The following is a 13,760-nucleotide window of genomic DNA, read 5'->3' as shown; positions in this document are numbered from 1 at the left end:
ATGTCTTTAAGTTATAGCATTCTTGCAAGCGGGAGTACGGGAAACGCCCTTTATGTGGAGTCTGATGAACATTCGTTTCTAGTTGATGCTGGGTTTAGCGGTAAGCAAATGGAGGCACTGTTTGGACAAATTGACCGTGATATTAGTAAACTTTCCGGAATATTTGTTACGCATGAACACAGTGACCATATTAAAGGCATTGGGGTTCTCGCCCGTAAATATCAGTTGCCTGTATACGCGAATGAAAAAACATGGCGGGCGATGGAACACTCGGTCGGGGCGATTCCAACGGAGCAAAAGTTTGTTTTCAATATGGAAACAGTGAAGAGCTTTGGTGCTGTTGATATTGAATCATTCGGGGTATCACATGATGCAGCAGAACCCATGTTTTACGTTTTTCATCATGGAGGGAAAAAACTTGTCTTAATCACGGATACAGGCTATGTCAGTGACAGGATGAAGGGGACCATCTCCAATGCAGATGTGTATATTTTTGAATCCAACCATGATGTTCAAATGCTGCGGATGGGCAGATACCCATGGAATATTAAACGAAGAATTTTAAGTGATGTGGGCCATGTTTCCAATGAGGACGCAGCCTTTGCGATGAGTGATGTGGTTGGCGATCAAACCAAGCGAATTTATCTTGCCCATTTAAGCATGGATAATAACATGAAGGACTTAGCAAAAATGGCGGTAACACAGACCCTTCAGGAGCGTGGGCTGATTGTTGGCGAACAATTTGGCCTTTACGATACAGACCCGAAAATCCCAACTGCCTTAACGGCTGTGTAAGCATTTCAAAAGAATGAAGAGCCTTTTCAAAGGGTGCTTCATTCTTTTTTTTATTTGTTAGGCTATGTTAAAGCTAAATGTTGATTTTACACACTCTGTTGATTGGAGCGGAAGGCGCGAGACTCCTGCGGAAGTACGGGGCTGGGGAGACCCCACAGGTGCGTAGCACCGAGGAGGCTCCCCGGAACGCGAAGCGCCTGGAGCGCAAATCAACAGACGGTAATTTATGAAAAAACTATGAACAAAGTCGTAAGTTTTTATTAATACAAGGTAATTATTTAGTAATTTATAGATGAACGAGTATAATTATAATTATAAGCCAAAATAAACGGTAGCAATCTTTTCGGAAAGTGAGGAATGATGTAAAGTGGGTTATTATGATGATCATTCACAAAACCGCTTCAGGGAACAGAAAGGAAACAGGGGTGGAGTTTTCCTAGCCAGCGTAGTTGGTGCGATACTTGGTGCAATTTTAGTAATCATTGCTATTCCGGCCTTATCCAATCGTGGATTCCTCCCCTACCAAATTGATACAAATGAAAACAATGCAGTAGAATCAACTAACAATAATAATGATCAGAATATCATCCAAAAACAGGTTTCCTATGATGTGAACACAAATACAACGAAGGCAGTTGAAAAAGCAGCTGATGCGGTTGTCGGAATCAATAATATCCAGTCCACCAGCTTTTGGTCAGATGATCAAGCCGATTCAGAGGAAGAAGCCGCTGGAACAGGCTCTGGAGTTGTCTATAAGAAGGCTGGGGGTAAAGCTTTCGTTGTCACAAATCATCATGTGGTTGAAGGGGCGACAAAGCTGGAAGTAAGCTTGATCGACGGTACAAAGATCCCTGCTAAGCTGCTCGGCAGTGATGTCTGGACTGATTTGGCTGTCCTCGAGGTCGATGCGGACAAGATAAAAAAGGTAGCTGAATTTGGTGATTCCGATAGTTTAAAAATGGGTGAACCCGTTATCGCGATTGGGAACCCGCTTGGCGCAACCTTTTCAGGGTCGGTCACACAAGGAATTATCTCTGGACTTAAGCGGACGATTCCGGTTGATATTAATCAGGATGGATTAATCGATTGGAATGCAGAAGTACTGCAAACCGATGCGGCTATTAACCCAGGAAACAGCGGCGGGGCCTTAATTAATATTACCGGCCAGCTAGTTGGAATTAACTCAATGAAAATTGCGCAAAATGCAGTTGAAGGAATTGGATTATCCATCCCAATCAATTCGGCCCGGCCAATTATCGATGATCTTGAAAAGTTTGGAACGGTCAAACGTCCATATATGGGAGTGGATTTAAAATCAGTCTCTGAAATTCCAGCCTACTACCAAGAAGAAGCTTTGAAATTGCCTCGATCAATCAATTATGGTGTAGCCTTACGACAAGTCGTACCAAATTCGCCAGCCGCTCAAGCAGGCTTGCAAGAGTTGGATGTCATCGTTGAGATGGATGGCCAAAAAATTAACGACGTCATTGATCTTCGGAAACATTTGTACGAGAAAAAGAAAATTGGCGAGCAATTGGAGATTAAATATTACCGTGAAGGTAAGTTGAAGCAAACGACATTAAGATTAGCAGCAGAAACAACTCAATAAAAGCGTGGGTAAAACAGGAAAGTGAACCGTTCACTTTCCTGTTTTTATTTGTGTTATGATGTATAAGTTATTGAGTTATTTCGTATGACAGGTGGATATAAAGTAAACAATAGCTTTAATGAAATGAATAAGTGTAGGAAAGGTGAAGTAGAAAATGATTTATTGCTGTGAGGAACATGTGGATATAGCATTAGATACGATTGTGGATGATTTTGAGACTTTTCCCGTTTTGTCGAAAATAGATGTGGATAACTTATCAACAAACTGTGAATATTGTCAAAATACGGCTACATATGTTGTGGCGAACAAATGATTCCATACAAGATGTGGATAAAAAATGTGAATATGTGGATAACTTCTGTGGATATCTTGTTTGTAAGCTGTTTGTAATCAAGTTGTAAAGGGCTGTGGATTGTGAATATCTCAATTGTTACGGTTGGTAAATTGAAAGAGAAATATTTAAAACAGGGTATTGAGGAGTATTTAAAACGACTGACTGCCTATGCAAAAGTTGATGTCATTGAAGTTGCCGATGAAAAAGCACCTGAAATATTAAGTGAGTTGGAAATGGTGCAGGTAAAGCAAAAAGAAGGCGAAAGAATTTTAGCAAAGATTAGCCAAGATACATATGTAATTGCCTTAGCGATTCAGGGAAAATTAGGCTCATCCGAGGAACTTGCTGATTCATTAGACAAGCTAGCTACCTATGGAAAAAGTAAGATTGCCTTTGTGATCGGAGGTTCATTGGGCTTGAGTGAGGAAGTCATAAAAAGATCGAATGAGCAGCTTTCTTTTTCGCGGATGACCTTCCCCCACCAATTGATGAGGCTCATACTCGTTGAGCAGATATATAGAGCGTTTCGGATTAATCGGGGAGAACCTTATCATAAATAGAGGCGGCTTTTTAAATATCTTGGTCCCAATCCTGTTCAAAAGTAACTAAGGAAAATATAAATAAAAGTTTTTCTGATAAAGTAGTCTTTAGGGCTGCTTTTTTTGTTTTTCAGCGCCCTTATTTCACTGAGCATCGCCCCTATTAAAAAACGTTAAGAAATTCTTAAGAAATCTATCCATAAATTCGTAAGATATATCCGTTACTATTAACTTCATCAGCATTCGGTTCCCGCCAGCTTTTGTTTATGTTTGCCGAAAGATGTAAAGTACATGAAAATAAATAATAAAGGGGAGTTGGGATTTCCAATCAATTTAGAGGAGTGGCTTACATGAACATATTGGTTTGCGATGATGATCAGGCAATTGTGGATGCAATCGGAATTTACCTGGAAAACGAAGGCTTTTCAATTTTCAAAGCTGCTAACGGACTAGAGGCGATTGAACTTATAGGTGATCAGGAGATTCATCTAATTATCATGGATATTATGATGCCTAAAATGGATGGAATAAGAGCAACTATGAAAATTAGAGAAGAGAATAATATACCATTGATTATGCTTTCAGCAAAATCTGAGGATTACGACAAAATTTTAGGATTAAATATAGGAGCAGATGACTACATAACCAAGCCTTTTAATCCCTTGGAGCTGATCGCAAGAGTTAAATCACAGCTGAGAAGATATACAACATTAGGAAGTCTTGAAACCAAGAGCCATGTATATCGGTCGGGAGGACTCGTAATTGATGATGAAAGCAAAAACATCTCTGTTGATGGAGAGGCTGTCCATCTTACACCTGTGCAATATAAGATCTTAAAACTTCTGACTGCTAACGCCGGAAGAGTGTTCTCCATCGAAGAGATTTATGAAAAGGTATGGAATGAACCATCCTTTAGTCCGGAAAATACAGTAACTGTTCATATAAGAAAAATTAGAGAGAAAATAGAAATCAATCCGAAAGAACCTAAATATTTAAAGGTGGTGTGGGGAGTTGGATATAAGGTTGAAAAAATTTAGTCATTCTATTACAACAAAACTAATTGTTTTTATCATCATGATTGCTTTGTTTGTAGGTGCCGTAAAGGCAATTGGCGATTTAGTTGTGGCGAATGATGGGGATATTGGAATCGTTTTTGAGGACAATTACTTTCTAAGTAAGTCATATATAATGGAAAGTGAAATGCTTGTAAGTGACCTCACGAGGCTGGTGGGAGAATATAAAACTGAAGAACATATTTTAAAGGGCGGGACTATTAGTAAGGAAGAATTAAGAATCGAAGAGCAGGACTTATTTTCTGATTATCAGTTGGATTCAAAAAGTTATAATCCAAATCTTAGTGGAGCGGAGAACTACGAAAAGTTTAAAGTGGAGAATGCTAAAAAAATAGCCCAGGTAAAGGATAAGCTGATAAAGAGGGATTTAAGAGAATTCCAATTACTGTTGCAAAGTATTGAAGGGGTTAAAGATCCATTATTTTATGCAAGCGATGGCGTAAATGTATTTACGAACAGCACGATGGATGAAAGGGAACAATTTAAAAGCTATCCATCTTATATGATGTTTGAGGGATATAAAACAGAGGTCTATCCAAAAAAAGTAGAAGCGAATAAATACTTGGATTGGGTTTCAGTGCAAATAGATGACTTGGGCCCAGAAAACCATATGATTTATATTGCTTTTACGAAAGATTTTTTAAATTCGAAAATAAATACGTGGAATGAAAATAAAGTAAATGCTACAAAAGCCTTTTATCATTTTCTAGGATTCTTAGCAGGATTTATAATATTCTTTTTCTATCTGATGCTTGTGAGCGGTAGAAAGTTTTTTAAGGATGAAGAACTTCACCTGCATCCAGTCGATAAATTATATGTTGATTTATACCTCGTGTTATGTTTAGTGCTATTGATGCTATGGGCTGCCATTCTTGCCGAGATGGGCATTCAAAACGTCTCCAAATGGGCAGTTTTAATTACAATCCCAATTTCTGTAGCCGTGTTTTCGTTCGTATTCTCACTAGTGAGGCGTATGAAGAATAGAACGTTCTTCAAGCATACTTTAATCTATCAAATTATTTTTAGGCTGGTTCAATTTGTAAGAAATGTTTATGATAGCGGAAGTGTCGGAGTAAAGACAGTCCTCATTGTAATTGGGTATCCACTATTGATTGCTTTAACGTTCTTTATGTTCCCGGTCACCATAGGGATTGCTGCCTGGTTTACCTTAAAGAAAGTCCAGTCATTTATTGCTATTAGAGATGGGGTAAAAAGAATAAAAGATGGAGATATTACTCACAGCATTGATGCTGGTGAAAAGGGGGAGTTTGCCAGTCTTGCTGCTGATATTAATAGCATCACAGATGGGTTGAAAAAAGCTGTGGACAGCGAGCTGAAAAGTGAGCGGTTAAAATCGGAGCTCATCACCAATGTATCCCATGACATACGTACACCTTTAACATCCATTATCACTTATGTGGATCTATTGAAGAAAGAAAGGAACCCATCAAAGATAGAAGAATATATGGAAGTACTAGATCAAAAATCTAAAAGACTAAAAATCCTGACAGATGATTTATTTGAAGCAGCAAAGGCCTCCAGCGGAACCATTCCGGTACAGTTGGAGCGAATCGATATTGGTTCGTTAATCACCCAGGGGCTGGGAGAAGTAAGTGAAAAGATTAACGAGCTGGAATTAGAATTTAAGTTCAATCAACCTGTAAAAAAGGTCTATATTGCAGCTGATGGAAAATTATTGTGGAGATCGATTGAGAACGTATTATCCAATATTTTTAAATATGCTCTTAAAGGGTCAAGGGTCTATATTGATATTGAAGATTTAGGTAACGAAGCCTTGCTTACCATTAAGAACATTTCGTCTTATGAGTTAAATATTTCAGCAGATGAATTAATGGAGCGTTTTAAAAGAGGCGATGAATCTAGATCCAGTCAAGGCAGCGGGCTGGGACTATCCATTGCAAAAAGCCTGATTGATGCACAAAAGGGGAAATTTGTAATTCAAATTGATGGGGATCTATTTAAGTCCATGATTTTTATGCCTAAACATAGCAATGAGTGATTGATCAATTACATTTCCGTTAGCCTGTTCCACGTGAAACAAATAGGAATGATAAGAAAAACCGCCACTTAGACATGTGAGGTGAACCTTACCATAAATAACTGCTAAAATTTGAGCCTCTCGTTTGGTAATGAGAGGCTTTTTTATATATTTTAAAAAATTTTTAAAAAAGGGTTATCTTCGTTTGAATTCTACCTTTTCGGAAATCATAAGATAAGGTTTCTGCTTATAAAAAATAGTTTTATCTAAGGTGAAATTTCAAACAAGGAGATCAAAAAAATGAATGCGATTAATACGAATGATGCTTCTATAGAAAAAAAAGAAACGGTCATGAATAAAATTTTAGGAGCAATCAGTGGAAGTTTCGCGCCTATTTTAGGGGTACTTGCGGGATCCGGATTAATTTCAGCCTTATTATCCATTTTATCGACCTTAGGATGGTTATCTGCTAAAAGCGGAACCTATGCCATTCTTTCTGCAGCTGGACATGCTGTTTTTTATTTCTTCCCAGTTTTTCTAGGGATTACATTAGCCTTAAAACTGGGAGCCAACGGCTATGTTGGTGGTGCGATCGGTGCAGCACTTTTGGAACCGCATTATACGGGTTTAGTTGAAGCAAATGCTCAAAACGTAGATTTCTTAGGGATTCCTGTTATATTAGCAAATTATTCTTCAACCGTTTTTCCAATATTAATGGCTGTTTCCATATATTCCGTATTAGATAAGTTTTTGAAAAAAGTAATTTATAAAGACTTACAAATGTTTCTAAATCCACTTATCTCATTAATGGTGATTGTTCCTTTAACCGTACTCGTATTTGGTCCTTTTGGTACATATGTGGGCGGGGCCTTAGCAGTGGTTATCAAATTTTTAAGTTCAAAAAGTGGAATGTTAACTGGAGCGGTGATGGGAGCTGCATGGTCATTCTTGACTATATTAGGCCTCCACTGGGCCATAATTCCAATATTTATTGCAAATCTTGCGACTGGCGGTGATCCGCTTAGTCCGATGATATCAGCTGCTCCTTTCGCTCAAATCGGGATGGGTCTTGGGGTGTTCTTTAAAACGAGAGATAAAAATTTGAAAACGCTAGCTGCATCAGGGCTTATCCCTAGTGCCTTGGCAGGTACAACAGAAATCCTCACATACGGTATCCTAGTACGTTACAAACGAACGATGCTTTTTGTTGCAGTAGCCGGAGCAATTGGCGGAGCGATTAATGGGGCACTTGAAGTAAAAGGGACGGCATTTGCTCTTCCAAGTTTCTTGTCGATTCCTGTATTTACACCAATCGGAATATATTTAATGGGTACTTTAACGGCATTAGTTATCGCATTGGTTCTGACACTTGTACTTGGATATGAAGGGAAAAGCGACGCAGTCTCTGCCAAAACGGTGAAAGAATTTGGATTAGCGAATGTAAAGAGAGAAACCATTTTAAGTCCATTAAGTGGGGAAATTGTTCCATTAAGTGAAATTAGCGATCCGCTTTTTTCAACTGAGACAGTAGGTAAAGGAATTGCGATTGAACCAACAAACGGCGAAGTGATCTCACCCGTTGATGGAACGGTTACCACTCTATTTCCAACCGAGCATGCCATTGGGATTACATCAGAAGATGGGGCTGAAATCTTAATTTGTATTGGGGTTGATACTATTAATTTAAAAGGTCAATTTTTCACTTCTCAAGTAAAACAATGGGATAAAGTGAGAAAGGGCGACTTGCTAATTCATTTTGACATTGAAAAAATTAAAGCTGCAGGCTTTGATGTAAAAACTCCTATAGTCATCACTAATACCAATCAATATATTGATGTTGTCCCAGCCATAGATGGGAAAGTCCAGGCAAAAGATGAATTAATCAAGCTGGTTGTATAAATGAAAACTCGCCGATTGGAGTGTCCGTTAAGACAGTTCACATTTGTTAGGGGTGAGTGGGTTGGATCCATTGTCAGATTTTCAAATATCATTTCAACATATAGAGTTACTAGTTCCTAGAGTAAATAAAGGGATTCAATTTATTCTGGTAATTAGTGGTGAATTATTAATAGAAACATCTAGTCGCTTTTATCATATGGTAGAAAATGATTTGCTTGTCATTAATCGTAATCAGCTTTACCAGGTCCAGGGTAGTGAAAATAATAGGGTAATGATACTAACCATTTCGGATGCCTTCATGGACCATCATTACGGAGACTATCGAAATCGGCGATTTGACTGCTATTCTAGAGAAATTGATCTGGGAAGAGAAGATATGATTTTTTCAATTCGCAAGCTACTTGCAAATGTGATGATTAGTTATTATAGACAAGATGAAAGCTATCGAATTGAGGTGAAAAGCTATATCTGTCAAATGTTACTTATCCTGATTCGTAGTTTTAAAGAAGAAGGCAGTGTTCTTGAGAAAATGGATACCGGGGATCTGCGTTTATCGCAAATCATTGACTATATGGAAGAAAACTATGACCAGATGATTACATTAGAGGAGATTGCTAAGAAATTTTTTCTTTCAACAGGCTATCTATCCCGCTACTTTAAACAGAAAATGGGGATGGGGTTTAGTCGCTTTTTAATGAATATCAGGCTTAAGCATAGTATGAAAGATTTGCTTTATACGTCTGACTCCATTTCGCAAATCGCCATGAATAATGGCTTCCCAAATACAAAGTCTTTATCAACTTTTTTTAAAGAAGTGTACGGAATGACCCCTCATGTATATCGAGAGAGCCATCCTGTAAAAAAAGAAGATTCCGTTCAAAGCTATAGCAAAGAAGATGCTTCAAATCTTGTCCGATCACCAGAAATTGTAGCAAAATTAAGCAGCATGATTTTAGATGAACAAAAACCCTATACCCATTCAGAGACAAGATATGAAAAGTTGCCGGTAAACTTGTCCAAACCTGTGGCAATGAAATTAAATTGTCCTAATCACATTCTTAATATTGGAGAAATTATTGAATTATTAAAAGAAGATGTTCGATCTCAAGTACTAGATGTGAAAAAGGATTTGCAATTAAGGTATATCGGAGTTCGTCATCTTATTAGCAATACGGCCATTCCTCCTGAAGTGGAGACAGATGAAGAGATTCCGACAACATCTCCGTATTTTAATATTGATAGTGCTTTGGAATTCATGAAAAAGCATGATTTATCTTTGTTTGTACGGGCCGATTATATGGATATTTCGAGAAATGAAGAAGGATATTTTACAAAACTCAGTCAATTCATCAGACATTGTTTGCAACTGTACGGAGAATTGTTTATTAAGCAATGGCATGTGATGTTTTATGAGCCGTACTATACTGGAGTCGAAGCAAAAGAACTTCAGAGGGTGTATATAAAACTTCACGAAGTATTGAAAACAATTATACCTTCCATTCAGGTAGGAGTGTATATGCCTTTTTCTTTCCGTAAAGAAAAGACAAGTGATAATCATGCATGGCAGCTAGATTATGGCGTGTCTATTGATTTTATCGGTTATAACGCTAACCAAAATGAGGTCATTGATTTTAAAGAAATGGCGGATACCAAGTTCGATTTAGCAAAGGATTATATTAAAGAAAAAACCGATAAGATGAAGCATTATTTAAAAAGGAACAATATAGAAAAACCGCTTCATCTCGTATCATGGAACACGTTGTCTGGAAATACTAGGTATACGAACGGCACTTTTTTTCGAGGAGCATTGGTCTTGAAAAATGTCTTAGATATAGCCAATGACGTGAAAACAGTTGCTCTCTGGATTAATACCATCGTACATGAAGATGCAGGAAAAGATAAGCATTATCGAATGGATGGCGTAGAATTATTCCATTATCTAAACGGAAAACGCCCAGCGTATTTTGCATTGATGTTTTTAAAACGCCTACATGGCGAGATTGTTGCACATGGTCAGGATTACGTAATGACAAAGAATGAGCGGGGATATCAATTGATTCTGATGAATTGTAATATCATCAATCCGTATTTCTCCGTTGAAGAGACCTTTCTTCAAAAACTCAATAAAGAAATTCACGTAACAATTACTGGAATACCTAAAGGGGAATACCAAATACGCAAGCATGTATTTGATAAAGATCATGGAGCTTTGTATACAAAATGGTGGAACTTGAACAGTAAGCATGGTATGGATGCTGAAATTATTGATTATATTATTAATTCCAGCAGGCCTTCCTTAGAAATCTTCGATGAATCCATTGAAGATGATTGGTCATTTTATTCCTATTTAACAAGCAATGCTATTCACTTTTTCGATATTCGAAAAACCTATCGATAAGATTGATACAAATAAATATCGAAATGAGGACAACCTAAAAGGGTCTAACCCCGCGGCCTTATACACTTGAAATGTATATAGGGTGGCGGGGGTGGACCCTTTACTTGTTGGGAATGGCAAAAATCGACCCTATTATTTTTACCTCATAAAACTGCAGGTTAATTATTTTACACTTTGTTAGGTTGATTTACATAAAAATTGACTCACTTAAATACGCTTAAATTTTTATAATCAAGGTATAGAAACACAACCATGTGTTCCTGTTAGTTATTAATTGCTTTAAGGTTCATTCATTAGGAGAATACAAACTTAATTAAAGTGTAGGGGGTTTAACCATGGATACAAATTATAAAGGTACAGATAAGATGATCACAGGGATTGTGTTCGGCGTTATCACATTTTGGCTTTTTGCACAAGCAATGGTCAATGTGGTCCCGGCCGTTCAAGAAGATTTGGGGATTACATCCGGAACATTGAATATAGCCATCAGCTTAACAGCCTTATTTTCTGGATTGTTTATCGTAGCGGCTGGTGGGCTCGCAGATAAAATTGGCCGAAAAAAAATTACCTATCTCGGGTTAATTTTAAGCGTTGTCGGTTCCCTTTGCCTAGTATTAGCGCAAGGAGCGACATTGTTAATTATCGGACGTATCATTCAAGGACTTTCCGCAGCTTGTATTATGCCATCAACGATTGCCTTAATGAAAGCTTACTTTGATGGAAAAGACAGACAACGTGCCCTTAGTTACTGGTCCATTGGATCTTGGGGCGGTTCAGGGGTATGTTCGTTTGCAGGTGGTGCCATTGCAACTTATATGGGATGGAGATGGATCTTTATCTTCTCTATTGTATTTGCCCTTCTCGCCATGTGGCTGATTAAAGATACACCTGAAAGTAAAGCAGAAGGAACCGGTGAGTTTAAATTCGATTATAGTGGTTTAGCTATCTTTATCGTCACCATGATCGCATTAAACGTTTTTATTACATTCGGTGCGGACTTAGGCTGGACAAGCCCAACTTCCATCATCTCTGCCATTATTACCATTATTGGAGCTATTGTCTTCTTCAAAGTTGAAAAAAGGAAAAAGATTGCACTAATTGATTTCTCTTTATTTAAAAATAAACCATACGCTGGTGCCACATACTCAAACTTTTTGTTAAATGCGGTAGCCGGAACGCTCGTTGTGGCAAATACGTATGTTCAAGTCGGTCGAGGATTCACTGCATTTCAGTCAGGGATGCTATCCATTGGATACTTAGTGGCGGTGCTTGGCATGATTCGTGTCGGAGAGAAAATCCTGCAAAGAGTGGGTGCGAAATTACCAATGATTTGGGGCGCTGTTATCACGACTGTTGGTGTAGCGGTTATGGGTCTAACCTTCTTGCCTGATTTTGCTTATACCGTTGTCGTATTCATTGGGTTTGCCTTATTTGGTCTTGGACTTGGGGTATATGCGACGCCGTCTACAGATACATCCGTATCCAATGCCCCATCCAACAAAGTGGGTGAAGCAGCTGGGATTTATAAAATGGCAAGCTCACTAGGCGGAGCATTCGGTGTTGCCATTTCCGCAACGGTTTATAGTTCAGTTGCAGCGGCTGGAAGTGTTGAGACTGCTGCATCCATTGGGATCATTGTAAACGTGATTTTTGGGGTACTTTCTATTCTTTCGATTATGATTATGGTTCCTAATAGTGCAGGAAAACCTTCAGAGGCTTCATCGACAAAGTCAAGACGCACACCAACACCAACACCGTCAGAAAGTCACTAATTGAAAGAATAGAATGGAGATTCCTTTCATTCTTTGCCATCAAAAGGGGAGACGAAAATGATGAAAAGCGAATTAATGAGCATGTTAGAATCACGTAAGGAAGAAATAATCGAAATCCGCCGCCATTTACATGAAAATCCTGAGATCTCTTTTAAAGAGGTGAAAACGGCTCAGTATATTGCAGATTTTTATAAAGGGAAAGATGTTGACATCCAAACGAATGTTGGAAATGGTTATGGTATGATCGTAACGATAAAAGGTGGAAAACCTGGAAAAACCATTGGTCTTCGTGCTGACTTTGATGCACTTCCAATTGCAGAAGAAACAGATGTGCCGTTTAAGTCAAAGAATGAAGGTGTCATGCATGCGTGCGGACATGACGGACATACGGCTTACCTGTTAGTTTTGGCTGATTGCTTAATTCAATTAAAAGACTCCATCCCAGGTACCATCAAAATCATTCACCAACATGCAGAAGAAGTTCCGCCAGGTGGGGCAAAAAGTATTGTAGAATCTGGCTTGATTGATGACTTAGATGCCATTTATGGCATTCATTTGTTACCGATGGGGCCTGCGGGAACAGTAGGATATCATGCGGGGTATTCCTTCAATGGACGAGCTTACATGAAATTGAAAGTGCAAGGAAGAGGTGGACATGGTTCTTCTCCTCATTTAGCAAACGATGCCATTGTTGCTGCTGCACATTTTGTTACAGCTGCTCAAACCATCGTTAGCCGCAGATTAAGTCCATTCGATGTCGGTGTGATCACAATCGGATCTTTTGATGGAAAAGGGACATTCAACGTAATCAAGGACAGCGTCGAACTTGAAGGCGATATTCGCTATATGACTGTAGAAACAAAAGAAACGATTGAGAAAGAAGTTAAACGGATTGTAAGAGGAATTGAAGAAGAATTTGGCGTAACATGTGAGCTTACTTATGCTCCAGATTATCCACCTTTATACAACAACCCGGAGCTTACGGCAATGGTTGCAGAAAGTTTACGAAGCATGAATGATAAAGATATAAAAGAAGTAAAAGAATTTCCGGCTATGTCTCCATCCGAAGACTTTGCTTATTATGCTGAAAAATTCCCTGCCTGCTTCTTTTACATCGCATGCACACCAAAAGGAGTAGAAAATCCTTACTTCAATCATCATCCAAAATTTGATATCGATGAAGATGCACTCCTAGTAGCTGCTAAAGCTGTTGGACAAGTGGTTTGCAGTTATTATCAATTAGATTAAAAAATATAAAAAAACCTATCACATCCGCCATTAGATTCAGTTTGTGATAGGTTTTTTTGCATGGACAGTGACGCGATATTAGTACCACCTTTGT

General features: G+C 38.4%; 10 protein-coding genes. All 10 read left to right on the top strand.

What is annotated here, in order from left to right:
- Positions 1-795 (top strand): MBL fold metallo-hydrolase, encoded by a 795-nt coding sequence (locus AB7942_RS21310; protein WP_369448413.1) that lies wholly within the window; start codon positions 1-3, stop codon positions 793-795.
- A gap of 367 nt (positions 796-1,162) precedes the next feature.
- On the top strand, positions 1,163-2,404 hold the full coding sequence (locus tag AB7942_RS21305) for a S1C family serine protease (RefSeq protein ID WP_335401026.1): 1,242 nt from the start codon (positions 1,163-1,165) through the stop codon (positions 2,402-2,404).
- Between the two features lie 154 nt (positions 2,405-2,558).
- Entirely contained in the window at positions 2,559-2,717 is a 159-nt protein-coding gene (locus AB7942_RS21300; RefSeq protein ID WP_088084854.1) for a CxxH/CxxC protein, read from the top strand.
- A 101-nt stretch (positions 2,718-2,818) separates the two neighbouring features.
- The gene (rlmH, locus tag AB7942_RS21295; protein WP_214716222.1) at positions 2,819-3,298 is read left to right on the top strand and encodes a 23S rRNA (pseudouridine(1915)-N(3))-methyltransferase RlmH; all 480 of its coding nucleotides are present in this window, start codon (positions 2,819-2,821) and stop codon (positions 3,296-3,298) included.
- A gap of 329 nt (positions 3,299-3,627) precedes the next feature.
- On the top strand, positions 3,628-4,314 hold the full coding sequence (locus tag AB7942_RS21290) for a response regulator transcription factor (RefSeq protein WP_369448412.1): 687 nt from the start codon (positions 3,628-3,630) through the stop codon (positions 4,312-4,314).
- On the top strand, positions 4,301-6,370 hold the full coding sequence (locus AB7942_RS21285; protein WP_369448411.1) for a HAMP domain-containing sensor histidine kinase: 2,070 nt from the start codon (positions 4,301-4,303) through the stop codon (positions 6,368-6,370). Before AB7942_RS21290 ends, AB7942_RS21285 begins: the two co-directional genes overlap by 14 nt.
- 279 nt (positions 6,371-6,649) lie before the next feature.
- Positions 6,650-8,248: a glucose PTS transporter subunit IIA gene (locus AB7942_RS21280; RefSeq protein WP_369448410.1), complete on the top strand. Its 1,599-nt coding sequence runs from the start codon at positions 6,650-6,652 to the stop codon at positions 8,246-8,248.
- Positions 8,249-8,309: 61 nt separating this feature from the next.
- Positions 8,310-10,646, top strand: coding sequence for a helix-turn-helix domain-containing protein (locus AB7942_RS21275; RefSeq protein WP_369448409.1), 2,337 nt, complete (start codon positions 8,310-8,312; stop codon positions 10,644-10,646).
- 335 nt (positions 10,647-10,981) lie between these two features.
- A complete protein-coding gene (locus AB7942_RS21270; protein ID WP_369448408.1) occupies positions 10,982-12,418 on the top strand; it encodes an MFS transporter in 1,437 nt (478 codons plus the stop codon).
- 60 nt (positions 12,419-12,478) lie between these two features.
- On the top strand, positions 12,479-13,666 hold the full coding sequence (locus AB7942_RS21265; protein WP_369448434.1) for an amidohydrolase: 1,188 nt from the start codon (positions 12,479-12,481) through the stop codon (positions 13,664-13,666).
- Positions 13,667-13,760 lie beyond the last annotated feature (94 nt).

Source organism: Neobacillus sp. BF23-41, assembly GCF_041106275.1.
This window is presented reverse-complemented; position numbering and strand designations above follow the sequence as displayed.